Source organism: Rothia sp. HMSC061C12 (assembly GCF_001815755.1).
Taxonomy (GTDB): domain Bacteria; phylum Actinomycetota; class Actinomycetes; order Actinomycetales; family Micrococcaceae; genus Rothia; species Rothia mucilaginosa.
Map to the genome: position 1 here is coordinate 125371 of NZ_KV821872.1, position 25664 is coordinate 151034.

Genomic DNA, 25664 nt, shown 5'->3' on the forward strand with positions numbered 1-25664 from the left:
GGGTTACTGACTAATACGGGGCCGTCACTCCCAATGTAACCCGTGTCATATATAAAGCATCTCATGCAAACCACTCATAACTCGATACACAGACGCAACTTAAGGTAAATAAGACAAAAACAAAATAAAACCACGGCAACCTTTAGGCTTCCAGTCCCCCACTCCCACAGAAAAACAGGAAGAACCACCCAATAACATGTAACAAACTGTCATAAAAATACTGGGAGGGGCGACTCGCCATGACGGCGGGTCGCCCCTCCTTCTGTATCTATGTGCCTCATTCGGCGGCTTTTACTCATCCCCAGTAACCGGTCTAGAGCTCTTCCGGCGGCACCGACTCCAAACCAAAACGGCAGTGGCCGTCATAGTTCAGCGCCGCATCAATACGGTCCAGCATCCGCTCCGAAAGCAACGCACGCTCCGCCGGGTCAGACACATCCACCCAACGCACCTGCGAAGACTCCTCATCATTCACCTTCGCCTCACCAGAAACCCAGCGGCACAAGAACGTATGATCCAAGAACTGGCAGCGGTCACCATTACCGAACTGCATCGGCGGGTCAGCCTTCACCTGCGCCAGCTCCAGCACCTCAATCTGCACGTTCGCTTCCTCCTGCGCCTCACGCAGGCAGGTCAGTGCAGGGCTCTCCCCCGGGTCCACAATGCCCGTGATCGGGGTCCACGCCCCGTTATCGCTACGGCGCACCAGTAGCACCTTAGAATCCTGCTCACGGTACACCACAGCCGTCGCACCGGACAGCCACAGGTAATCCGATCCAATCTGCTCACGCAGCTTACGGATATAGGGAGGAGTAGGCATAACATTAACCTTTCAAAAGCCCCGGCAGTTCCGCCGAGAAATAGGTGCTAGAGAGCAGAGCGAACAGTCGCGAGCCGCACGAAGAACGAGCCCGCCACTTAGCCGGACGGTTACCCTACTTCGGAATCTACCACAGAGAATACGCCGGAGCCGCCAACGCCACCAGCGCACCCAGAAGCATAAACGGACCGAAGGCAATGCGGGTGCTACCGCGCGCCTTCGTAAACAGCACCAGAGCCAAAGACACCAGACCACCGGCAAGGAACGTCACCAGCGACGCCCAGCCCAGATTCGCCCAGGACAGGTACCCGAGCACGCCGCCCAGAATACCGGCAAGCTTCACATCCCCGCGGCCCAGCGCGCCAAAAGACAGGATACGCAGAAGCAGGTAGCAGAACCACAGCACCAGACCGGCACCAATCACACGCCAAATATCGGCGGGGCGACCGGCAAAAAGCAAAGACACCGGCAGCGCCGTATAGGTGGCAATAGCCAAAGGAATCAGGATGCGGTGCGGCAGGCGGTGCTCCCGCACGTCAATACGCCACAGCCGCAGGGCACACCACAAAAAATACAGCAGGTAGCTACCGAGCACCAGAGCGGCAATCGTGGAGGCGCCGCCTGCGTTGTAGAGGCGGGAAAGCTCAGCGAGCATAGAACGTCCATTCTGTAATGCTGGAGGCTGTAACGTTGGAACCTGTACTACCGGAGGCTACCAGCCGAGAAACACAATCCGACGGCGCTAGACCCATAGCCTCTAGGAAGCTTCTAAGAGCCGAAGCGGCGGGAACGGTTCGTGTAATCCCGCAGGGCACGCAGAAAATCAACGCGCGTGAAATCCGGCCACAGGGCACGGCAGAAATAAAACTCAGAATACGCGCTCTGCCAGGTCATAAAACCGGACAGGCGCTGCTCACCCGAAGTGCGAATCAGCAGGTCCGGGTCGGGCATATCGGCGGTGTACAGGTGCGAAGAAATGTTCTCAACGCTCAGCTGTTCAGCAAGCGACTCCAAGGAGGCACCCTCAGCGGCGGCCTCACGCAGAACCGAACGGACTGCGTCCACAATCTCCTGGCGACCGCCGTAGCCGACCGCAATGTTCACGCGAACGCCGGGCAGGTGCGCCGTCTGCTCAATCGCCCAGTCCAGGCGCTCGTGTAGCTGGCGAGGAATCAGGTCAATATTGCCGATGGCGCGCACCGGGCCGCAGGCAGACCCCACCAGACGCACCAGGAACGCATCAATCACAGCAACCAGACCGGTCAGCTCCTTCTCCGGACGCTTCAGGTTCTCAGTGGAGAGCATGTACAGGCTCACCTGCGGAATCGACAGCTCAGTGCACCACGCCAAAAAATCAATAATCCGCTCCGCACCGGCGGCGTGGCCCTCACGGGTGCTCAAGCCGCGCTGAGCCGCCCAGCGGCGGTTACCGTCCACCAGCACTCCAATATGTGCCGGCAGGGATTCGGGGCTCAGCGAGCGCGCCAGAGCCTGCTCATAGACGGTAGGCTCAGTGACAGTGCCGGGGTTGCTGGCGTGGCCGTGCACAGTAATCACGGGCAGGGCGTTGGCGCTCATAGCTCATACCTCATTCGGCTGTCGTGGCAGATAATTCAGCGGGCTCATAACGAAAGAGTCCAAGCTCTTATTCTACGCCGCCGCGCCGTACCTTCGCGGCAATCGGCATCACGGTTGGGCTGAGAATCGGCTCAAAATTTGTGGCATCTGGTGGCGGCGTTCGGGGTTGTGCACAGGGGCTGCACGCATCGCGCGCCTAAGAATGGATGATGCCCTTCACCTACGACTCATATCGTGGGTGAAGGGCATCATTGTAACGCGCGGGGCGATGCACCCCAGCCTAGATAACGTAGTAGTCGCTCAGGCCCTCGTCCAGGCTAGATTCGGGCAGCTGAACCTCAGCGTGCGAGGCGGCCAGCGTGTAGTCCTCCCAGGGCCAAATATCCTTCAGCTTCTCACTGGGAACGGCGAAGAACACGCCGTTCGGGTCCACCTGCGAGGCGTGCGCGCGCAAAGCCTGATCGCGCTGCTCAAAGTGCTCGTGAACCAGGATGCGGGTCGTAGTCTCGTGGCGAGGCGCCTCCCCCGAGGAAGCGCGGTGCGCGATGTTCTCAATCCAGCCGCTCAGCAGGCTCTCACCGTGCGTATCGAGCAGATGCTCGTGCAGGGCGAGGGTGCGTTCGGGGTTGAATGCGCGGTCGTAGTAGAGCTTCAGCGGGGTCCAGGGCTCACCCTCACCCACGTACGCCTCGGGGTCGCCTGCCTTCTCGAATGCTTCCACGGCAACCTTGTGGGTCATGATGTGGTCAGGGTGCGGGTAGCCGCCAATCTCGTCATAGGTGATGATGATGTGCGGGCGGTACTCACGCACCAGACGCACGAGCGGCGCGGCGGCACGGTCCAGGGGCATGGTACCGAAGCTACCGAAGGGCAGAGGCGGCATGGGGTCGCCCTCGGGCAGACCAGAGTCGAAGAAGCCAATCCAGCGGTGTTCAATACCCATAATCTCGCGGGCAGCCGCCATCTCAGCGCGGCGCAGACCCGGCAGGTCACGGTGCGCACGCGGGCTCTTAGCGATCTCCTCATTCAGGATGTCACCGCGCTCGCCGCCGGTCATCGTCGCCACCATGAAGCGGGCACCACGGGCAATATACGCCGAGGCGGTACCGGCGCCCTTGGAGGACTCGTCGTCCGGGTGGGCGTGCACCGCGAGGATGCGCAGACCGGTGTAGTCCTCCTCCAGCGGTTTGAGGGAGTCCACGGGAGGGTGAGTCGGCAGGTTTGCCTTCAGCTGTTCAATGGCTTCGCTCACGGTGGTCTCCTTTAGATGATGCGCCAGGGGTCGATGATGTGTCTGTGACTCGCAAATGCGAGCGCTACACGGCAGAAATTTTACGGTTGTAGCTTCTCGTATGATACCCAAGGATAGCGCCGGTGCACTAGCGCAGATGACGCCGTGTGACATCCTGAAACACCCCGCCCTACCAGCAGATTCACGGGCAAGAAACAGGCAGATACTGGCGGAGCGTTCAGCTACCGGCGTGCGTACCAACGAAGATGCGCTCAGAGGGGAAGATACGACCGGCGTAACAGCCGAAAATCCTCCGGTGCTCTAGAATAGGTCTGTTGATTCATTCCGTTACCGCCTCCTTGCCTTTTCTTTGGCGCACGGTAGCGGGTTTATTCGTTTCGCACCGGCAACGCCGGCGCATAAGCAAAGGACACGCATGGCTGAAAACACCGGTGCCTGGCTCACTCAGGACGCCTTCGACCGCCTCACCCAGGAGCTGGAGTACCTCTCCGGCCCGTACCGCCAGGAAATTGTTGACCGCATCGCGCAGGCACGCGATGAGGGTGACCTCCGCGAGAACGGCGGCTACCACGCTGCACGTGACGAGCAGGCTAAGAACGAGGCACGCATCAAGCAGCTCAAGCACCTGCTGGAAACCGCGCACATCGGCGATACTCCCGCTGACGACGGCGTGGTAGAACACGGCATGGTTATCGAAGCTGAGGTTGCTGGCCGCACCCTGAAGTTCCTGCTCGGCTCCCGCGAAATTGAGGACACTCTGCCTGCAGGTAGCGACCTGAAGGTCTTCTCTGAGAAGTCCCCCCTGGGTGCCGCAATTATGGGCGCTAAGCAGGGTGACGAGGTCACCTACACCGCTCCGAACGGTAAGGAACTGAGCGCCAAGATTATCTCCGCAACCCCCTACCTGGGCTAAGAAGTTAGAGCTAAGAGACAGCGCTAGATTTAAAACAAACAGTGCGGGGTGCTGACTATAACGGTCAGCACCCCGCACTGTTTTTTGTCTGCCTGCTTGCGCCTATCTGGTTGCCTCCACCCTTCCGATTCGAGGCAACACTATAGTTCGTCGGCTAATAAATATATCGGCTTAGTAGACGATGATGGGCTTGAAACCCGCATCCTCCAGGGCAGAAATAACCTGGCGGCAGTGCTCCACACCCTTGGTCTCCATATCGATCGTAATCGACACGTCACCCATGGAGAGCGAGCCACCCACGCGGGTGTGGTCCACACCGGTCACGTTCGCGTCGTTCTCAGAGATGATGCGGGAGATGGTCGCCAGCTCACCCGGGCGGTCAGAAAGCATCATCTTCACGGTCATGTAGCGGCCAGCCGCAGACAGACCGCGCTGAATCACCTTCAGCATCAGCATCGGGTCAATATTGCCGCCGGAGAGCACGCACACGACCGTACCCAGGTCGCCGTACTCTTCCTTCAGCTTGCCGTTCATCAGCGCCGCCACGGGTACCGAACCGGCAGGCTCCACCACAAGCTTGTTACGTTCCATCAGGAAGATCAGGGCGCGAGCGATATCGTCTTCGCTCACGGTCGCCACATCGTCTACCAGCTCCTTAATGATGGAGAAAGGCATCTGGCCGGGGCGACCCACCGCAATACCATCAGCGATGGTGGAAACCTTCTTTAGCGGCACCAGAGCATCCGCAGCCAGCGACAGCGGGTACGCCGCCGCGTGCTCCGCCTGAACACCAATAATCTTGATCTTCTTACCGAGCTTCTGCTCCTTCGCGCGGATAGCAGCGGACAGACCAGCAAGCAGACCGCCGCCGCCAACACCCACAATCACGGTGTCAACGTCCGGAACCTGCTCCAGGATTTCCAGACCGATAGTGCCCTGGCCGGCAATAATGTCTTCATTGTCGAAGGGGTGCACGAACACCGCGCCGGTCTCTTCGGCGTAGCGCTTCGCCTCCGCCAGAGCCTCATCCACGGTCACGCCGTGCAGCTCAACCTCAGCGCCGTGATCGCGGGTCGCGGTAATCTTCGGCAGCGCCGCACCCAGCGGCATATAAATACGGGCCTTAATGCCCAGACGGTCAGCAGCCAGAGCCACACCCTGAGCGTGGTTACCCGCGCTCGCAGCCACAACGCCGCGCTTCTTCTCCTCCTCAGAAAGCTTCGCCATACGCACGTACGCACCGCGCACCTTGAAGGAACCGGCACGCTGCAGGTTCTCGCACTTGAAGAAAACCTCTGAACCGAGGCGCTGGCTCAGCGCACGCGAATGAGCGACGGGGGTGCGTTCAATAACGCCTTCGAGCAGCTCTGCGGCACGTTCAATATCGGTAATGGTCACGGGCAGGGAGTCGAGATCTACGCTCACGGGTTTTCCATTCTGACGGTGCGTTGTCCCGCGGGCGCGGGATGGTGATGTATTGCTCATCCCATTTTAGAGGATGGGTACAGCGAAGGGGGCTACCCGGTCGCAAGTAGCCCCCTGGCGAGACACCGCCGTAGACGGCATCGCGGCCGGCGGTATCGCCGGGACGAGTTAGCGGTGCGTTATCGAGGGTGGCGGGGTGCCCTACGCCAAAACCTCCCGCTCGATGCAGGCCCCTAGTCTTCGGAGGAGTCCGAAGCCTCGGAAGCCTGGTTCTCAGGCTCCTCAGCCTTCTGACGGCTCGGCACCCGGGAGGCCAGATTCTTGACGCTCTCCTGCCGTTCCTGGGCCTTCTCCTCAGCCTGCTCGCGGCGAGCCACCTCGTGCGGGAAGAGGAACTCCTCCTCACGAGGTGCTTCCTTCTCCCAGTCACGGTTCGCCAGGTAACGCACCACCGCGTTGACCACAGCCAGAGTCGGCACAGCGAACAGAGCACCCACCGCACCAAAAATCATGGATCCACCAGCCACCGAGAAAATAACCGCCAGCGGGTGCAGGGAGACAGCCTTACCCATAATGAGCGGCTGCAGAATGTGGGATTCGAGCTGCTGAACCAGCAGAACAATACCGAGCATAATCAGCGCCTGCACCGGGCCCAGAGCAACCAGCGCCAGCAGCACAGCCACAGCACCGGAAATGAGGGCACCAATCACCGGAACGAAGGAGCCGAGGAAGACCAGCACACCCAGCGGGATAGCCAGCGGAACACCCAGAATTGCGGCACCAATACCGATGCCGATAGCGTCAATAGCCGCCACCAGAATCTGAACGCGCACGTACGCACCCAGGGACTTCCAACCCGCGCGACCCGCACCGTTGACTGCGGCACGCGCGTCCTTCGGGAAGAGGCGAGTGACGAACAGCCAGATACGCTCACCCTCCATCAGGAAGAAGACCAGGGTAAACAGGGTCAGCAGGGTGCCGGTTGCAACCTCAGCCGCAGTCGAACCCACCTGAGACACACCGTGCAGCACGGAGCTGGGGTTATTGGTTACAGCGCTCTCCATCTGTTCCAGCAGCTGGTTCAGCTGGTCTGCACCGAACTCGTAGCCGAGGTTCTTCAGCCAACCAATCAGCTGCTGGTAGCCCTGCATCGCCTTATCCGCCATGGACACAAAACCGCGCAGAATCTGCTGACCGGTCAGCGAAATAATACCGGCGAGCACCAGAATCATACCGATTTCGGCAATAGCCGCCGCGCCACCGGCACGAACGCCCTTCTTACGCAGAAGCATCACGGCGGGGCTCAGCAGAGCCGCCAGCAGCAGAGCCACCAGAAGAGAAATAACCAGCAGGGAGACGTGCCCCAGGCCCTTCCAAAGGATCCAACCGGCACCGGCAATCATAATGATGCGCCACGCCCAAGCACCAGCAACTTCCATAGCAAAAGGCACCCGGTAGCCGCGCTCCTCCTCGGCTACATGCTCTTCTGCAACAGGTGTAATTTTCACGGTGTCTCCAACTCGTTATCGGTGTCGCGCCCGCGCGGGGCAGCTTCGGCTGCCCCAGCGGAGGCGGTATGTGGTGATGTTGTTGCGCCCCTCCCCTGCGCCTCGATACATCGGGGAAGTAAAGCGGCAAAGGCGGCGGCACCATCACGGTACCGCCGCCTCAAAGTGAGCTTTAGTCGTTGCTAAAGATGCTTGCCAGGTACATGAGAACACGCAGGATCTCAACATACAGCCAGACCAGAGAAGCGGTCAGGCCGAAAGCAAGGCGCCAAGACTCACGCTCGGGCAGGCCAGCCTCCACAGCCTCGGAGGTGGTGGTGAAGTCCAGCAGCAGCGAGTAGGTTGCCAGCGCAACAGCGAACAGACCAACCACCAGGCCCAGCGGAATACCACCAATAGAGAAGCTGTTCAGCGAGGAACCGAAGATACCCGCGGTCAGCATGGACACCAGGCCGTAACCCAGGTAGCTGAGCGCACCAATCATGAAAATCTTATTCAGCTTGGGGGTGGTGCGAATCTTGCCGTTGGCGAAGAGAGCCAGGGTCACACCCGCAACCACGAGGGTTGCCAGAACCGCCTGAACTGCCACGCCGGGGTAGCGCATATCCACAACAGCGGACAGACCACCGAGTAGCAGACCTTCCATGAGCGCGTAGGTCATGACCAGAATCGGGGAAACCTTCTTCTTGAAGGAGTTCACCAGACCCAGGACCAGACCGCCAACCATGCCCAGGAGCAGCAGCACCGGTGCATTCCATGCAACAGCGGCACCGACAGCGACCAGGCCCAGGTTGATACCGGTCTTAACCAAGACATCGTTCATGGTCAGGCGCTCACCGGCGGGGATGGGCTCCGAGTAGGTGGGGGCTGCTACGCCGTAGTCAGCCTCACCGTACGGCTGGCCGTACTGTGCCTGCTGACCGTACTGGGGCTGACCATACTGCTGGCCATAGGGCTGCTGGCCGTACTGCGCCTGCTGACCATACTGGGGCTGGCCGTAAGCATTCTGACCGTAGCCCTGCTGGCCGTACTGGCCGTAGGACTGCTGACCGTACTGACCGTAAGTCTGCTGGCCGTAGCCCTGCTGCTGACCGTACGCCTGCTGGTTGTTCTGCTGAGACTGCGCACCAAAGCGACCGAAACGAGAGTCACCCTGAGTGACATTCTTCGTCATTGAATTCAGAAGCGGGTTTCCCGCCATCTTTCTCTCCTTAAACGGGTACAAAACTAATTCTGTTAATTATATCGGATAGATTCTGTGCTCACGGGCGCTGTTCGTTACCAGCATGGGCTTCTAGCGACCTTGCCAGAATATTTCAGGGCGGTGTTTACCTGAGGTTCACCCAGGCCCGCGCCGCCCCGCATGCAAAGGCTTCTGCGCGTCTCTTTGTGAAGCGTCTAGTGCGAAGCTTCCAAACGATCAAGGAGCTGCTCCAGATACTCCAGAACTGCCTGTTCCTCGTTCGAGCCAATCACCTCGTCAGCAGCAGTTCGCACAACCTCCGGGGCGTTAGACATAGCAACACCCCAGCCCGCGTAGCGGAGCATCTCCATGTCGTTCTCACCGTCACCGAAGGCAAGAATGCCCGCCGGATCAGCATCCAGACGCTCGCATAGGTCCTTCAGACCGGTCGCCTTATTGACACCGGTACGCACCAGGTCAATGGCACCGAAGCCACTCACCATCGGGGTGACGGTCTGCGGAAGAGCCTCGCGCAGGTAGACGCTCAGCTGCTGCGTCTGCTTTGGCGGGGTCAGCAGCGGGAATTTAATGGGTGCACCCTCAAAATCTTCAATAGAGTCAACCATGACCGAGCCGGGGAAGAAGAACGCCGCAAAGTCCTCCAGGGTGAGGGTTTCGGGAAGCTCCTGACCGGTGTCTTCAAAATAGCCGCGAATCATGTGCACAATCTGATCGCAACGATCCTTGGGCAGGTAAATACCCTCGGTGGTGCACACCAGCAGACCGATCTGGTCCAGCCCCTGCACTACCTCAATAATGCGCGGGATATCCTCTTCCTCAAAGGGATGCACGGCAAGCTGACCGCTGTCATCGGCGAGGTACGCGCCGTTCTCAGCAATGTAGGTGAGGCCCTGGTCCTCGAAACCGCGCATATAGTCCTGTAGCTTGGCATGGGTATTTCCGCTCGCCACGACGAAGTGGATTCCATGCGCCTGCAGGCGGGGCAGGATGCGCGCGAACCGTTCGGTGTCGAAGGTTTTGGAGTCGGTGAGGAAGGTGCCGTCCATATCGACGGCAATGATGGAGGGTTTAGTCTGCATGCTGTGCCTTTCTGACTCTGCTCCCCCGTTCAGGCAGGGGTGCGTCTGTGGCTGTGTCTCTTTATAGGGTCTCACGTTTTTTGAGCTCCGGAAGACGGTTCGCGGGTGTTTTAGGGCGTGGAGCCCCGTCACAAAACGTCATCTAAACCCCCTGTTTTGCACTCTTTTTCTCCACAAACTAGACTTACTTGAAGTGTAAAACTTTACTTGTCAAGCTTGAAGGCATGAACAACACCACGAAATACAGCGGCGCAGGCAAGTTCTCCATCGACGCGCTCGTGACCGCGCGCCGCAAGTAAGCTTTGAACCGCCTCCTGCCTCCACACATGACCGAGGCAGGCAATCACCTGCAGGTTCACCAGACTTCACCGCCAGCCGTCCTGATTCCGGCAGAGGACGAGCTCTTCTATCCGCGGTGAAGAGAGTGCGCGGAATGCGGTAAACCGCACCACCACTCCACGATGCCCCCGATAGTATGGGTCGGGGGCATCGCCTTTTAACTCTAAGAAACACACCACAAAATCCCAGATACGCAAACGGCGGCCCCTCCCCCACGGGAAGAGCCGCCGCCTATCTATACCGCACGCCTACGCATGTCTATACCGTGCCCCCACTGGGACTCGAACCCAGAACACAAGGATTTTAAGTCCTCTGTCTCTGCCAATTGGACTATGAGGGCGCATCCCGAACAGTCCGGGACACAAATATTTATTATTCCACGAAAACGCACCCGAACCTAAGCAGAAACACATTTCAAACAGTTCCCCGCACCCCGCCGTAGCAAGCCTCACGCAAAAGCACTGGTGAGCGGCTAAGCTAGACAGCTCGCAAGCACCCAGGCGCAAAATAGGCGGTGCAGAAGACTAAGGTCTTCCACACCGCCCTTTGCTTTATCTCAAGTGCGCTATCTCAGGGGGCATACCCCTAAGTCAGGCTATTTTAGAGCTTTGCCTTCTGGCGTGCCGGTGCAGTACCGGTTGCTTCCTGGAATGCCAGGCGCGGGGAGCGCTGGTGGCGAATCGAGGAGGTGTCGCGACCGAAGATCTGGTTCAGAGCCCAGGTGGTCATAACGCGAACGGTACGCTCGGTGGTGGGGATTGCAGAGCCGTGGTAGCCGCGGTGCATGATCCATGCCAGCGGGCCGCCAATGGTCTTGCCCTTGAAGTTTGCAACGCCCTTCCACAGGCCCAGACCTGCCACAACACCGATGGTCTCGTGGTAGTAGTCGGTCAGGGGCTCGCCGCGGCGGGCAGCCAGCAGGTTCTTAGCCAGAACAACAGCCTGGCGGGAAGCATGCTGAGCGTTGGGAACGCAGAAGCCGCCCACGCCGCCACCGGAGAGATCCGGAACAGCCGCATTGTCGCCTGCAGCCCAAGCACCCTCGACCACGCCGTCGTCGCCGGTGACGCGCAGGTCTGCACCCACGCGAACGCGGCCACGCTCGTCAATCGGGAAGTCGGTGTTCTTCAGCATCGGGGATGCTGCCACACCTGCGGTCCAAATCAGGGTGTCGGTCTTGATCTCGCCTGCGGGGGACTTGTCAGCCATGTTGATCAGCTGCAGGTTGCCGTCGGTTGCGTCGGAGAGGGAGGTGTTCAGCAGAATCTCGATGCCGCGTGCACGCAGCTCTGCAACAACCTTCTCTGCACGGTCTGCGGGAACCTCGGGCATGATGCGCGGTGCAGCCTCAACCATGACGAAGTGCAGGTCGGAAACGGAGAGACGCTCGTTGCGCTCCACAGCAACGCGTGCCATGTCCTCGAGCTCGGAGATGGTCTCAACACCAGCGAAGCCACCACCAACAACAACGAAGGTCAGGGCGCGGCGGCGTGCCTCAGCGTCGGACAGCATGGATGCAACCTCGATGCGGTCCAGAACCCAGTTACGAACGGAGACTGCCTCTTCAATGGTCTTCAGACCGATAGCAACCTCTGCCAGACCCGGAATCGGGAATGCACGGGTCACAGCGCCTGCGCCGAGGACGATCTCGTCGTACTTCAGCTCGAAGGGCTCACCGTTGTCGGTAGGCTCAACAACAGCGGTGCGGTTTGCGTGGTCGATGGAGACAACGCGGCCGGGAATCAGCTCGGTGTCGCGCAGGTGCTGGCGCAGCGGCACAGTTGCGTTACGGCCTTCCATGGAACCTGCTGCAACCTCGGGGAGGAAGGGCTGGTAAGTCATGTAGGGGTTCGGCTCAACGATGGTGACGACGCCACCAGTCTCCTTGATAGCCTTCTGAATCTTCTTAGCAACGGTGAAGCCGACGTAGCCGCCACCGACGATCAGGACGCGAGGACGGTCCTGTGCCACCTTAGTGAATGCCATTTTGTTACTTCCTAGTCTTTAGGTACCGAAGGTTTGGTAGCCCTTCAGTAGGGTGGTATGTGCAACTTTCGGCTCGTTCCGAAAGCTCCCCTGACGTACAAAGTGGCTCGCTCTGGAAGTCCTACGCAACGCGAAGTGGCTAGCAGCACGAGCCTGTCTATCACATACCTGTCGTCTTCTATTTTACGCCTTTGTTTAGGTGATTTCGCACCTATGCCGCATCAGAGCGCACCCTAAGTTAAAAGTTTTGCGCATCTGAACGGGGTTCACCCCTTAATGGTGGTTACGGTCAAAAACACCCTTTCTGATTTTTACGCGGCGTGTTCGATATTTTCGTTTATTACTGCTTATCCTGCCAGAACCCCCAACCCAAACAATAAAGCCCGGGGCCAACTCAAAAGTCAGCCCCGGGCGAACAGAAAAGCCACTGTACAACAGAAAAACGTCATCAAACAGTACTAACGAGAGGTCCGGCGAGTACCCCGATGAGACCCCGGATGATGCGCCGCCGCACGAGCCATCCGCGCAGCCTGCCCCGCGCTCACATGCATCCTGTGCAAACGATGCACAGAACCAGCCGTAATAATCGTCAGCCACAACACCAGCGCCGCCAAAATCACCGGTGGCAACCAGCCACGATCCTCCGGAGGGCGACGCGCATCCGGCGCCGCCGCCTTCACAATGCTCTCACCCTCCTCATGGACCGGCGCAGCATCGCTAGGAGTCGGATCGCTCACCTGCCGCTTACGATGCACCGCAATCCACTCAGAAATAGAACCCAACGGATTAGCCGTCACCGTAGGCGCCGCCAAAGCCATTGCATCCTGCGGATTGAAAATACCGTAACCATACAAAGGGTCACGGCCCGTCACGCCAGCATCATCAGCCGAAGCAATCAAACGCTGAGCCAACTGAGCCGCAGACTCCTTCGGATACTTCTGCTTCAACAACGCCGCAACACCCGTCACCAAGGGCGCAGCAGCCGAAGAACCAGACCAAATCATGTACCCGTTACCCGGAGCAGCCGCAATCATATCCGTACTCGGAGCAACCACAGCAATCGAAATGCCCTGAGTCGACGAGCCCTCAGCAACAGCCTTCTTCCGGTCAATACCACCAACCGTCAACACGCCAGGAATTGTCGCCGGAGCACCAACCTGCGTCAAGCCGCTACCGCGGTTACCCGCAGCCGCAACAATCAGCACGCCCTTCTGCTCAGCGTAGGCAAACGCCTCATCCCAGCTCTGCGGCCAGCTCGTCTTATTCGAGCCAATCGACATGTTAATAATCTGAGCCCCATGGTCGACTGCATAACGCACCGCCGCCGGGATCTGCTCATCAATACTCTTACCGCCGGTCGTACCCATATTCAGCGAAATCGGCAGAATTTTCGCCTCGGGAGCTACACCAATCACACCGGTCGGCTTACCCGGCTGACCTGCAATTGCAGAATAGCCCCGCGTATCGTGACCGTGACCGGCGATCAGAGAAGCGACCTCCGTGCCGTGCATCGGCTCAGCGCCCAGGCCCTTCCAGCCGTCCTCGCTACCAACACCCGAGGCGTCATAACCGCGCAGAACATTACCCTCAAGATCCGGGTGGGTACCGTCCACGCCCGTATCAATCACAGCAACCGTCACGCCCTTACCCGTAGCCTGCGACCACAAGGACGTAATGCCGTACTCCTTCAGCCAGTACTCACGCTGACGGACATCATCACCATTCGTGGTCGACGTACCCTTACTCGGAGTCGCAGAAGTCTTCGGCACCGCAGTAGCCGACGGCGAAGGAGTCGCCGTCACCTCCCTCTTCGGGCTCGGCGACGCAGAAGCGGAAGGGGTCGGATCCGTCGCCCAAGCGGCAGGCGCCAGCGGGGTCCACAACGGCAGAAGAGTCAACGCAGCACTGGCCCCCAAAGCTGCACCCTTACGGATGCGGCGAGTAGCGCCTCGGTCAGAACCAACCGAGGCGCGCACACCAAATACACGAGACGCACAGGCGAAAGACGGCGCAACAGACCAGCCGGTCAGGGGTATACCTCGCCGACGCTCAGAACGAACCATTAAAACTCCTCAAGCTGAGCCGCGCCGTGAACCACCATCGGTTCACGGCGCGAGCGCTCAAGCCTACAGCTGGGACAGAGCGATACCGTCCAGAATGTCATGCTCGCTGACGGTCACCGAATCCACGGCACCATCAGTCATCTCATTCAGACGGGTCAGGATGCGGGCGTAAATCGTCGCGCCAGCACCAATCACATCCACCCGGCCGGGGTGCATGTAACCGAGCTCCTCACGCTCGGTACGGTTCAGCGAAGCCAACCAGCGGGCGGTCTTCTGAACGGTCTCTACGGAGAAGCTCTGAGCGTTAATAGCTTCAGAGTCATAACGGTCCAGACCCAGCGCGGCAGCAGCCACAGTGGTTGCGGTACCAGCCACAGCCACCACGCGGCGCGCATCCTGCAGGGGCACAGTCTTACGTGCCACCTCGAGAGCCTCGTCAGTATCAGCCTCAACGCGGGCAATCTGCGAGTCAGTCGACGGGGCGCTCATCATGTGACGCTCAGTCAGGCGCACACAACCAATATTGACGCTGCGGGAAGCCTTCACACCCGACTCGTCGCCGAGCACGAACTCAGTCGAACCGCCACCCAGGTCGAACACCAGGGTATCGCCATCACCGTAGCCGACAGCGCGCACCGCACCCGCGAAGGACAGCGCTGCTTCTTCGTCCCCGCTAATGACCTCGGGCTCAATACCCAAAATCTCGCGGATACCGTCCACAAACACCTGACGGTTACCCGCATCACGGGTCGCACTAGTCGCCACGAAACGCACCGAATCAGCGCCGTGCTCCTTCAGCAGCTGCGCATACTCACGCGCCGCAGCGAAAGTACGGTCCAGCGCCTCCTGCGCCAGCCAGCCGGTCGCGTCCACGCCCTGCCCCAGACGCACAATGCGCATCTCACGCACAACGTCCTTCAGGACGGTCTTCTCGACCCCGTCCACCACCTCAGTAGTGGAATCAGCAATCAGCAGGCGAATAGAGTTCGTACCGCAGTCAATCGCACCAACGCGCACGGTGGGTTCCTTTCAGGTCTTCAATACCAATCAGTGCCAAAGGCAACGCGAGCGCCGCAGGCGAAAAATTTTCGCTTTTCGGCGCTCTTTCTTCTATCTATTATGCGCCCGCACCGTCCTTCAAGACGATGCGGGCGCACCAGAATCAATATTTAGGCTTCTTCACGCCACGCGGGGTCGCAAGAGCAGACCTCGGGGGTCCACCACTCGGCGATAGCGTCCAGGCCGCGGTCACCCATCGGGTTCACGCCGCGACCCACAGACAGGGTGTGGCCGATAACGGCGTGCAGGCACTTCACGCGGGTCGGCATACCGCCGGCAGAGATGCCGTCAATCTCCGGGACCTCTTCAGTGCCGCTGATCAGGCGGATGCGCTCACGCTCAGCCAGGTAGTTCTCGTGCGCGGCAGCGTACTGTGCCGCAAGGTCTGCATCCTCAGCCAGAGAGTCGGTCATCTCGTACATCAGGCCGCCCGCCTCCAGACGGGAAGCCGCAGCGGTAATAACCGGATGCGCCAGGTAGAACACGGTCGGGAAGGGGGTGCCGTTGCTCAGACGCGGCGCGGTAGCAGCCACGAGCGGGTTGCCGCACACGCAGCGCGCCGGAATCTCAATCACGTCGCGGACCTTACGGCCCAGCTGCGCGGAAAGGACGCGGATGTCCTGCTCGGTGGGGGTCAGGGTTTCAACAGTTACGCCGAAGCCGCCGGGGGTGCGTGCCTTCAGCTCTTCAATGGTGTTTTCGGTGCTCATAATCCTAAGTTTCTGGAACGAGGGGTCGCCTCGTCCACTTGTGCCGGGTGTCTGCACGTGCAGGGTTGCTGCCGGCAGCTGGGGCTAGTTCTTTTCGAGAGAATCCCAGATCTTTGTGGTCCAGGCGTCCTCGGGGGCGTTCTTCGCATTCGCAGAAGTACCGTCAGCCTTCGTGGAGTCCTCGGTAATGCCGGTGACCACGTAGGGGGTATCGCCGGGGTTCACATAGTAGAGGCGGCTACGTGCCTGCTGACGAACGTAGTTGTCGTCGTTCCACCAGGTCTGCTCCGCCTTCAGCTGGGCGTTCTCCTGCTGCAGCTGAGAAATGTGCGCGTTAATCTGCTTGATTTCCCGGTCCTGGTCAAAGTAGGTGACCACCGGGTATGCGGTACCGAGCGCAATCACGCCCACCACAACAGCGGTCAGGAAGCTACGGCCGGAGAACATATGAGCCGCCACGGGGGCGTCGTATCCGCCCTCTTCACGGCCCTGCTGGGCAGCGGCACGGCGGCGGGCACGTTCCTCACGGCGAGCCTGCGCCTGACGTTCACGCTCGGGATGGCGCTGGTTCAAGCCCACGCCGAAGAAAAGGGCGCTAGCCTTTTTCAACAGGGAGGTGCGGGCTTCCTTAGCGGCGCCACGCGGCGCGTTGGAGGAGGCAGCGCCCTGAGCGGGTTCGGTGGAACTCTGAGAGTGCGACCGGGTCTGCTGGTTTGCTCGCTGGCTCATTACTCAATCCCTCGTTCCATTCTGTACCGCTAAGCGCTTCCTTCATATTCTACCGGGTTCAGAGGGCTTCCCCAGCTCTATGTTGCAAGCGATACATTCTACCCTGCCACGGCATACCTGAGCTGATAGACCGCACACAGAGAGGGAGGCGGTGCCACTCCCCTACGGGGTAGCACCGCCTCCCTGACGTCTAACCGCTCACGCGGTCGGATGCTTCAGTAACTTATGCCTTGAAGCGGGGGAATGCGGACTTGCCAGCGTAAACAGCTGCGTCGCCCAGCTCTTCCTCAATGCGCAACAGCTGGTTGTACTTAGCAACGCGCTCGGAACGTGCGGGAGCACCGGTCTTGATCTGGCCAGCGTTGGTTGCAACAGCCAGGTCAGCGATGGTGACGTCCTCGGTCTCACCGGAACGGTGAGAAACCATGCAACGGTACTCGTGGCGCTGAGCCAGCTCCATTGCGTCCAGGGTCTCGGTCAGCGAACCAATCTGGTTCACCTTCACGAGCAGAGCGTTAGCTGCGCCCTCCTCGATACCGCGAGCCAGGCGCTCGGGGTTGGTCACGAACAGGTCGTCACCAACGATCTGGACCTTGTCACCGATCTGCTCGGTCAGGGTCTTGTAGCCCTCCCAGTCGTTCTCATCCAGGGGATCCTCGATGGAAACCAGGGGGTACTTTGCAACGAGGTCAGCGTAGTATGCGCTCATCTCAGCTGCGGACTTCTTCTGGCCCTCGAACTCGTAAGCGCCGTCGTTGTAGAACTCGGAGGATGCAACGTCCAGAGCCAGTGCAACCTGCTCGCCCGGCTTGTAGCCGGCCTTCTCGATTGCCTCAACAATCAGGTCCAGTGCAGCTGCGTTGGACTCCAGGTTGGGTGCGAAGCCACCCTCGTCGCCCAGACCGGTTGCCAGGCCGCGGTCGTGCAGCACGGACTTCAGGGAGTGGTAAACCTCAACACCTGCACGCAGAGCGTCAGAGTAGTTGTCGAAGCCGATGGGAGCAATCATGAACTCCTGGATGTCAACGTTGGAGTCTGCGTGAGAACCACCGTTGAGGATGTTCATCATGGGGACGGGCAGAACGTGAGCGTTCGGGCCGCCGAGGTACTTGTACAGGGGCAGATCAGCGGACTCAGCAGCTGCCTTAGCAACAGCCAGGGAGACACCCAGGATTGCGTTTGCGCCCAGCTTGCCCTTGTTGTTGGTTGCATCCAGAGCAATCATGGCTGCGTCAACAGCGCGCTGGTCGGAAGCCTCAATGCCGATGACCTCTTCAGCGATTTCTTCGATAACAGACTTCACTGCGCCCAGAACACCCTTGCCCAGGTATACGGACTTGTCGCCATCGCGGCGCTCAACAGCTTCCCACTCACCGGTGGATGCGCCCGAGGGCACAGCTGCGCGTGCGAAAGCACCGTCTTCGAGCAGAACCTCAACCTCAACGGTCGGGTTGCCACGGGAATCCAGGATCTGGCGTGCGTGAACTGCGGTAATAACAGCCATGAATTGTTCTCCTTATGAGATGTCAAGGATGTGAACGGCTCACCCGGTAGTGGACAAGTCGCGTCCCCTAAATTCTAGCAAAACTCCCACACAAACACACTAGTTGCCACCGCTTTTTTATTGCCTTAATGAAGGTTTCAATAACCCTTAGTCAGGCGCTACAAAGCGGAACAAGACCCACACTCCCCCACATTGGGAGGGTGTGGGTACTCGACCAAAGCACAACATGAGCCCAAATGCCGGGGCATGTGCCACGAGCATACTCACGGCCGCCCAACACAACCCCAAACAAACAGAAGGCGCTTTGAAATCTCTTATTCCCTCAGAGAACAGATTTCAAAGCGCCTCACAGAAGAACTCAACCAGCGTTTCTAATAGCTCGGCTCATCATGCGTATGCTGAGCAATATAGCGGCGAGTGTACGAACGCAGGGCACGCTCCGGATCCAAACCATTACGCTGTGCGCGGCTCACCAACGCAAAGAGCAACTCACCGAATTCCTCTTCAGTGTGCATATAGCGCAGGTCGTCCTCCATGCTCGTAGGCTCCGGCGGCAGAATAATACCCGCCTTACGTGCCTTCACAGCAGTCTTCTCAGCCATAGCGAGCGCCGGCAGATGCGGCGGAATACCGTCCAGCGCGCCACGGTCGCTCTTCTCCTTCTTCTTCAACGCATCCCACGCCGCCTGCTGCTCAGCTGCGGTGCGGGGCGCCTCCGAAGAGCCCTCAGACTCAGCCGTGAACACGTCCGGGTGGCGCGAACGAAGCTTCTGCACCAGGCCCTCAACCACCTGCACGATGTCGAAGCCCTGCGGGTTTGCCGCAGCAATATCGGAATGGAACACCACCTGCAGCAGCACGTCGCCCAGTTCCTCACGCAACAGCGGCATATTCGGCTCTCCACCGGTTTCTACCGCCTCGACAACCTCGTAGGCTTCCTCCACCAGGTAGCGGATTAGGGAGGCATGAGTCTGCTCAGCATCCCACGGGCAACCGCCCGGTGCACGCAGCAGCGCCATGGTTTCCACCAGGGCGCCAAAAGCTTCAGCCGCGCGGGCAGCAGTGTCCTGAACGTTCTGCGCCGCAGAAGCCTCAGGAGTATTAGGGGTATCAGTCATAACAATCTTCCTCATCGAAAAAATGACAAACATAGCACGCCGCGCCGACCCCCACACGGGGAGCCGGCGCGGCACACCTTACAAGGTTTTAGAGGTTCCAGTGCGAAAGCGCGCTCGTCATATGAGCCGGGATCTTCGAACCCAGACGCGGGAACATGCGCAGCTCCTCAACGTAACGCTCAGCATCCAGCGGACGCGGGTAGGTGACAAACGCCTGCTCATTCGCATAATCGAATGCCGCCTGAACCGGCACGCCCGGGGTGAAGGTCAGGCTCATAGCCAGCGGCGAGCCCTCGCCCTCGCTGTACGAGTCGGTCTTCAGCGCCGGGATGTCCAGCAGGGTTTCGGGAATCAGCTCGAAGGTACGGACCTGCTCCCAGAAACCGTTGCGGCGCACGTGGGTCAGGGCGTCGTAGTAGGAGCCGAGGGCACGTACACGAATCAGCACGGTGGTGGCATCCTTTGCGGTGCCGTTCTCGCCGAAGAGGTGCTCGACAACCGGCGCCAGACGCTGAGCGACCTGAGCCTCGGTCAGAACCAGGTTGCCGGCTGCCAGCTGAGTCTCCGAGGGAACCAGCGGGCTCTGCACCGCGGCGGAGGGGGTGTCCGGCTCAGCCACGATGGTGGGTAGCTGGTTGAGCTCGCTCAGCGCGGATGCCGAGATGCTGGAGGAGATACCTGCCGGGGTGCTCTCCGGCAGGGCAACCGGGGTGGTCGCCTCGGAGGCGGGTGCCGCCTCTGCTACCTCTGCTGCCGGTGCTGCCGGGGCAGTCTGATCGGTAGCCTCGGAGGCGGGTGCAACCGCTACGGGAGCCTCAGCAATCTTAGCCGCGGGGGCCACCTCAACGGTCTTGAGCTCAGCGGCCTTCTCAGCGGGCTCTTCCTGAGCGCCGGTAGCCTTCGCCTCAGATGCCTTTGCCTCGGCAGCCTTCGTAGCGGCGCCGGCGGTGCCCACTGCGGCAGCTGCGGCAAGAGCACCAGCCAGGCCGGGAGCCACAGATGCGCTCTCAGCGGCAGGCTCAACGTCTACGAGGGCAGGTTCCTCGGCGGGCGCTTCAGCGGAAGCGGCGGAGGTTTCCTTCTCAGGCAGCAGTTCAGAGTCGTCCAAGAACGCGGGCAGGGCGGGCTCTTCGGAGCTCTCTGCGATCGGCTCATCTGCAGCTTCTTCAACGGGCTGGGTGCGGTCCAGGGTGAAGGACTCAGCAACCACGGGAGCGGCAGCCTTCTGCTCCTCGGCAGCCAAAACTTCCTCAGCCGAAACTTCCTCAGCGGGTGCTTCCTCAGCAACTGCGGGGGCTGTTGCTTCCTCAGCGTCCAGCTTCTTCTGAGCGTTGGCAACGATGGCAGCCAGGGCGGCTTCCATATCTTCGCCGGTCTCTACAGAGTCCTCGGCAGATACCTCGGATGCCTCAGCGGCAGATTCTTCAGCATGCTCGGTTTCGGGCTCTACGGTAGCGGCACCGAAGACCGGGTCGTTCTCGTAATCGTGCTCGAACTCAGCTTCAACCGGCGCAAACTCAGCCTGGGCAGGCTGGGCGGCAGGCTGGGCAGAAGCTTCAACAGCCTCCTCTACGTCTTCCTTCTCCTGCGCAGAAGCGGCAGAACCAGCCACAGCAGTACCGGCAGCGGCAAGACCTGCAGCAGTCAGCAGACCCGCGGAGGCACCCTCTTCAGCAGTCTCAACTACAGGCTCTTCAGCAGCTTCGGCAGCTGCCTCAGCCTCGTTCGCAGCCTGCTTCTCAGCGAGTTCAGCCTCCAGCTCACGCTCGATAGCCTCACGTTCAGCCTCAACCGGGTCAACACTCTGAACAGCAGCTTCCTGAGGCTCATCCTGCGAGGTAGCCTCAGCGGCCTCAGCGGTCGCAACGGGCTTAGCCTCAACAGCGGCACCTTCCAGCAGGAAGCTCTCGCTAATAGTCTGACCATCCACAGCACCCAGGTACGATGCGTGAACCTCCAGGCCATCACCCAGGCGCGGCTTCAAAGAGACAGCCGCACGGTTCCAGGTTGCGCCGACCTGCTGAGCCTCGGTGTACAGTGCCGCAACGGGTGCAAACCAGTCAACACCGGGCACGACAATGCCGGTTTCAACCTCACGGCCGCGGTGCAGCAGACGGTAGTGCATATCCTCATCAACCTGGCGCAGTTCCAGGCTCATGGTGCCCGAACCGCGGGTGCGCATAAGCTCCGCAAGGCCGTGGAGAGCACGCTGCTCGGGGAGCGCGGGCAGGGTTGCCGCGCCCTCAACGGGCTCGCTCAGGATGATGGATTCGGCAACCAGTTCAGCTTCGTCTTCGCTGAGCTTCTGCTCAGTTTCCTTCAACTCAGCAACGGGCTCCTCAGTGGAGTCATCACGAGCAGCAGACTCGTGCTTCTCTGCTTCCTTCTTATCGATGCCCTCTGCGGTCAGCGCGACGCTCTGAGAGGTACCCTTTTCGGTCTTCTCCTCAGCCTTTTCAGCCTTTTCGGTCTTTGCGGTAGAGGCAACGGCAGCTGCAGCAACTACGGGGGCAGCAACAGCGGAGGCGTCAAAGATCAGCTCTGCGGTGTTCTCTTCTTCAGCGTCGAAGTCCTTAGCCGCGGGCGCTTCAGAGACGGACACGTCATGCTTCTCCTCAACGGATACGGCGGAGAGCAGCTCGGTCTCATCAGAGACCGCGTTTTCTTCCTCAGTAAGTTCAGATGCCAGCAGCTCAGGCGCCTCAACGACAGCCTCAATCGGCTCTTCCTCAGTAGCGGTAGCAGGCTCTACAACTTCTTCTTCACCTGCGGTGAGGTCAACGGTCTCCTCGGATTCGAAGTCTTCAGCAGTCTCAGCAACAGTTGCGGATACCTCAGACACATCGGTGTCCTCAACAGATTCAGTAGCTTCAGCGGGCTCAGGTGCCTCAGTAGTTGCCTTGTCAGCAGCAGTTTCCTCAGCGATCGCCTCATCGGAAGCAACCTCTACAAAGGTCTCCTCTTCGCTGTCCAAGGTGATGCCCAGGCGTGCCGCGTAGGCTGCCGCCAGATCGTCCAGACCGGCGTTCTGCGCCTCGGTCACGGCGGCATGGGTGCGGGCTGCCTTCATATCTTCAACGGTATGAATTTCCTCAGCTTCAGATACAGAATGAGCGTTCTCAGCCTTGTTCTCGGAAGCTTCTACAACAGCCTCAAGCTCTTCGCGGCCCTCTGCCTCGCCTGCAGTATCTGCATCGGCCTCCGCATCCTCAACGGCAGTATCCTCAGAGGCAGCATCTTCGGTGTTCTGAGCACGCAGAGCACGCAGGTGCTCCTCAAAATGGGAACGTGCATCCTCTGCAGCGTCCTTAGGCTCCTGCTCCTCGACAGATGCGTCCTCAGTTGCAGACTCTTCGTCATCGCGCAGGAACGCGGGGGTAGCCGGCTGAGCAGCCTCAGCAACCGGGGCTTCATCTTCTTCAACGTCCTGGGCCTGAGCTACCTGCTCGACCTCAACAGGCTCTTCAGATTCCTGAGGGAAAGCACCAAGCGCAGCCAGCAGGCTACGACGCTCCTGTTCCTCAGCCTGATCCTCAGTCAGCTCATCAGTAGCGGAAGATTCTTCAACCTTCTCATCGCCGTGCAAGAGGGCGCGCTTGAGGTCCTCAACAGCGCGGTGCTCTTCGTTCTGCTCTTCATCGTGGTTCTGGTGGCGTGTGCTTTCAGACTTCACGAAGCGGCGCAGGGAGTCCTCCCACTGCTGCTGTTCCATAATCTTCTGGCTCAGTCGCGCATTCTTGGGAGCGTCTTCGCTTACCTGTTCCTTCTGGACCTTAGCAGTTTCGGCGCTCTGTTCTTCGCGCGACTGCTCATCCAACTTCTTCTTGCCGATTCCAAAGAAGCTCATTGGGTGTCCTCCTCCGGCGTGCGCCGTGTGATGATGCGCCGCCTCCTTCATCCCCCGCAGGTGTGTGGGCACGGGGTCGGAAACATGACGCAAATGTCCTCATAATCCTTTTAATTCTATCGCGTGCATAGAGTTTCACCCCGCTACTCGGTGAGAGGTAACGGGGTGAAACTTCTACACTTTTCAAGGCTTAATGCGGCTATAGAGTCGCGCCTTCAAGACTGCAGAATAAGCTTTCGAAAAGCTCTTTAGCGTGCCTCATCGCGAATGGGGTTTGCAGCCTTCGCCGCCTTCGCCAGCTCAAAACGGACGGCGCGTAGCGCGGTTGCCGCCATAACACGCACACCAATACCGATCGCCTGCTCGCTCGGGGCGTAATCACCCTGATGCAAATCGTAGGTGGGGTCGCCGGGGGCGCGGGTACCCAGACGGAACATGGAGCCGGGAACTTCCTGTAGCATCCAGGCGAAGTCTTCTCCGCCCATGGACTGTTCAACCAGCACAATCGAGTCTTCGCCCAGCTCGGCGCGAGCCGCGTTCTCCAGCATGGTGGTTTCCAGGTCGGTGTTCACGACCGGCGGCACACCGCGGATGTGCTCCACGCGCGCGGTCACGCCGAAGGGTACGGCGACCTGCTCAATCACTTCGTCCAGCATGTTGCCTGCCTGACGCCATACCTCAACGTCCAGGCAACGCATGGTGCCCGCCAGGTAGCCCTCGGCGGGGATAGCGTTGGGAGCAACACCGGCACTGACCTGACCCCAGGCAACCAGCACGCCCGAACGTACGTCGGTGCGGCGGGTCAGCACGGCGGGAACCTGCACAGCAATCTGGCTCATCGCGTAGATGAGGTCTTCGGTCAGGTGCGGGCGAGAAGTGTGGCCGCCGTGACCGCTCAGGTGAATCTTGATGGTGTCGGATGCGCTAGTAATCGCACCGATACGGGTACCAATCTGGCCCAGGTCCACCTTCGGGTCGCAGTGCAGGGCAAAGGCACGCGGAATGTCCTTGAGCAGACCCTGAGCAATCATCTGCACGGCGCCACCGGGAAGCTGCTCCTCAGCGGGCTGGAAGAGAATACGGACGCTACGGCCCAGCGGGGTCTTCTCGTTCAGCTCGTGCAGTGCCAGAGCCACGCCGAGCATGACGGTCTGGTGAATATCGTGACCGCAGGCGTGCATCACGCCGGGTACGGTGGAGGCGTAGGGCAGACCGGTCTGCTCAACAATGGGCAGAGCATCAATATCGGCGCGCAGAGCCACGGCGAAGGGGCCGCTTCCGATATCGACGTAGCAGCCGGTGCCTTCGCAGGCGACGGGGTTCATGCCGGCTTCTCGCAGTCGGTTCATGAGGCGCTCAGTGGTTGCGATTTCGCGGAAGGAAAGTTCCGGGTTGGCGTGCACTTCGCGGCGGAACTGCACGAGGGTACCCATCGTGCGCTCCACCCAGTCGTCGAAGACGGGGGTGGACAAATCGTAGCGAGAATTAGCGAAAACCATACACAGTAGAATAACGCCGCCCGCCGGGGTTTACCTACCCGCTGTCCCTTTCTGACAGCACTCGAGAATATCTATGACTTTATGACAGATTGTGAAGAATACTCCCACCCGCCGAAGCCCCGAAAATGCTCTGCCCCACGATTTTGTTGCCGGCCTTTTTTGTTAAACGACTCAAGCCGCCACCCGGTGTGGGTGACGGCTTGAATCGTCAATGCTGTATCAGCTGATACCGCGTACTCAGATTAGAGCGAGCGGCTCAGGATTGCCTGCTTCACCTCGGCAATAGCCTTGGTAATCTGGATGCCACGGGGGCAAGCCTCGGTGCAGTTGAAGGTGGTACGGCAACGCCATACGCCTTCCTTGTCGTTGAGGATCTCCAGACGCAGGTCGCCTGCGTCATCGCGCGAGTCGAAGATGAAGCGGTGTGCGTTCACGATAGCGGAGGGGCCGAAGTACTGACCGTCGGTCCAGAAGACCGGGCAGGACGAGGTACATGCTGCGCAGAGGATGCACTTGGTGGTGTCATCGAAACGTGCACGGTCCTCAATGGTCTGCAGGCGCTCACGCTCAGGCTCGTTCGAGTCGTTGATGAAGAACGGCATAATCTCGCGGTATGCCTGGAAGAAGGGCTCCATGTCAACGATGAGGTCCTTTTCGCAGGGCAGACCCTTGATGGGCTCAACGGTAATCGGCTTGGTCAGGTCAAGGTCCTTCAGCAGGGTCTTGCAAGCCAGGCGGTTACGGCCGTTGATGCGCATTGCGTCCGAGCCGCAGATGCCGTGTGCACAGGAGCGGCGGAAGGAGACGGAGCCGTCTACTTCCCACTTGATCTTGTGTAGAGCATCCAGCACGCGGTCGGTGCGGTACATGGTCAGCGGGAATTCATCCCAGTACGCCTCGGAGGAAACTTCCGGGTTGTAGCGACGAATCTTGATGACCACATCGTAGGTGGGGATGGAGTCGGAGTCGCCGCCGGTCATACCCTCAAACAGCTTGACGGATTCCGGTTCGGGGAGTTCGTTTTCAGCCAT

Annotated in this window: 19 protein-coding genes and 1 tRNA gene; 1 reads left to right on the forward strand and 19 read right to left on the reverse strand. The window is 59.9% G+C overall.

Annotated features, from left to right (window positions below):
• Positions 1 to 313: 313 nt before the first annotated feature.
• The 4 genes from HMPREF3055_RS06730 to mca form a co-directional block, all read right to left on the reverse strand.
• The gene (locus HMPREF3055_RS06730) at positions 314 to 820 is read right to left on the reverse strand and encodes an NUDIX hydrolase (protein WP_070614673.1); all 507 of its coding nucleotides are present in this window, start codon (positions 818 to 820) and stop codon (positions 314 to 316) included.
• A 127-nt stretch (positions 821 to 947) separates the two neighbouring features.
• Entirely contained in the window at positions 948 to 1475 is a 528-nt protein-coding gene (locus HMPREF3055_RS06735) for a prepilin peptidase (protein ID WP_049346792.1), read from the reverse strand.
• Positions 1476 to 1588: 113 nt separating this feature from the next.
• Positions 1589 to 2398, reverse strand: coding sequence for a polyprenyl diphosphate synthase (gene uppS / locus HMPREF3055_RS06740; protein ID WP_070738653.1), 810 nt, complete (start codon positions 2396 to 2398; stop codon positions 1589 to 1591).
• A 280-nt stretch (positions 2399 to 2678) separates the two neighbouring features.
• Entirely contained in the window at positions 2679 to 3650 is a 972-nt protein-coding gene (gene mca / locus HMPREF3055_RS06745; RefSeq protein ID WP_070738655.1) for a mycothiol conjugate amidase Mca, read from the reverse strand.
• A 415-nt stretch (positions 3651 to 4065) separates the two neighbouring features.
• Between mca and greA the strand changes: the two genes are divergently transcribed.
• Positions 4066 to 4563: a transcription elongation factor GreA gene (greA, locus tag HMPREF3055_RS06750; RefSeq protein WP_049346797.1), complete on the forward strand. Its 498-nt coding sequence runs from the start codon at positions 4066 to 4068 to the stop codon at positions 4561 to 4563.
• A gap of 171 nt (positions 4564 to 4734) precedes the next feature.
• Here the strand turns inward: greA and ilvA are convergent, their stop codons facing one another.
• The 15 genes from ilvA to HMPREF3055_RS06825 form a co-directional block, all read right to left on the reverse strand.
• On the reverse strand, positions 4735 to 5988 hold the full coding sequence (gene ilvA, locus HMPREF3055_RS06755) for a threonine ammonia-lyase (RefSeq protein ID WP_070667094.1): 1254 nt from the start codon (positions 5986 to 5988) through the stop codon (positions 4735 to 4737).
• Positions 5989 to 6221: 233 nt separating this feature from the next.
• The gene (locus HMPREF3055_RS06760) at positions 6222 to 7496 is read right to left on the reverse strand and encodes an AI-2E family transporter (RefSeq protein WP_070738657.1); all 1275 of its coding nucleotides are present in this window, start codon (positions 7494 to 7496) and stop codon (positions 6222 to 6224) included.
• Between the two features lie 172 nt (positions 7497 to 7668).
• Positions 7669 to 8697, reverse strand: a complete 1029-nt coding sequence (locus HMPREF3055_RS06765) for a Bax inhibitor-1/YccA family protein (protein WP_070738660.1) — start codon at positions 8695 to 8697, stop codon at positions 7669 to 7671.
• 197 nt (positions 8698 to 8894) lie between these two features.
• On the reverse strand, positions 8895 to 9779 hold the full coding sequence (locus HMPREF3055_RS06770; RefSeq protein ID WP_070738662.1) for a Cof-type HAD-IIB family hydrolase: 885 nt from the start codon (positions 9777 to 9779) through the stop codon (positions 8895 to 8897).
• A 605-nt stretch (positions 9780 to 10384) separates the two neighbouring features.
• Positions 10385 to 10458: transfer RNA gene (locus tag HMPREF3055_RS06775), tRNA-Leu, on the reverse strand.
• Between the two features lie 260 nt (positions 10459 to 10718).
• Positions 10719 to 12104 carry an NAD(P)/FAD-dependent oxidoreductase gene (locus HMPREF3055_RS06780; protein ID WP_049341518.1) on the reverse strand — a complete coding sequence of 462 codons (1386 nt, stop codon included), beginning with the start codon at positions 12102 to 12104 and terminating at the stop codon, positions 10719 to 10721.
• 458 nt (positions 12105 to 12562) lie between these two features.
• Entirely contained in the window at positions 12563 to 14167 is a 1605-nt protein-coding gene (locus tag HMPREF3055_RS06785) for a S8 family peptidase (RefSeq protein WP_070738664.1), read from the reverse strand.
• 63 nt (positions 14168 to 14230) lie between these two features.
• Positions 14231 to 15184: a Ppx/GppA phosphatase family protein gene (locus HMPREF3055_RS06790; RefSeq protein ID WP_049352120.1), complete on the reverse strand. Its 954-nt coding sequence runs from the start codon at positions 15182 to 15184 to the stop codon at positions 14231 to 14233.
• A 152-nt stretch (positions 15185 to 15336) separates the two neighbouring features.
• Entirely contained in the window at positions 15337 to 15936 is a 600-nt protein-coding gene (locus HMPREF3055_RS06795) for a DUF501 domain-containing protein (RefSeq protein WP_049341514.1), read from the reverse strand.
• A gap of 84 nt (positions 15937 to 16020) precedes the next feature.
• Positions 16021 to 16665, reverse strand: a complete 645-nt coding sequence (locus HMPREF3055_RS06800; RefSeq protein ID WP_070634180.1) for a septum formation initiator family protein — start codon at positions 16663 to 16665, stop codon at positions 16021 to 16023.
• 223 nt (positions 16666 to 16888) lie between these two features.
• The gene (eno, locus tag HMPREF3055_RS06805; RefSeq protein WP_049341512.1) at positions 16889 to 18169 is read right to left on the reverse strand and encodes a phosphopyruvate hydratase; all 1281 of its coding nucleotides are present in this window, start codon (positions 18167 to 18169) and stop codon (positions 16889 to 16891) included.
• A gap of 371 nt (positions 18170 to 18540) precedes the next feature.
• Positions 18541 to 19287, reverse strand: coding sequence for a nucleoside triphosphate pyrophosphohydrolase (locus HMPREF3055_RS06810; RefSeq protein WP_044150737.1), 747 nt, complete (start codon positions 19285 to 19287; stop codon positions 18541 to 18543).
• An 88-nt stretch (positions 19288 to 19375) separates the two neighbouring features.
• Positions 19376 to 23134, reverse strand: a complete 3759-nt coding sequence (locus HMPREF3055_RS06815; RefSeq protein WP_070738666.1) for an ornithinee aminotransferase — start codon at positions 23132 to 23134, stop codon at positions 19376 to 19378.
• Positions 23135 to 23382: 248 nt separating this feature from the next.
• A complete protein-coding gene (locus tag HMPREF3055_RS06820; RefSeq protein WP_049352135.1) occupies positions 23383 to 24633 on the reverse strand; it encodes an amidohydrolase in 1251 nt (416 codons plus the stop codon).
• A 242-nt stretch (positions 24634 to 24875) separates the two neighbouring features.
• Positions 24876 to 25664, reverse strand: coding sequence for a succinate dehydrogenase iron-sulfur subunit (locus tag HMPREF3055_RS06825; RefSeq protein WP_005508960.1), 789 nt, complete (start codon positions 25662 to 25664; stop codon positions 24876 to 24878).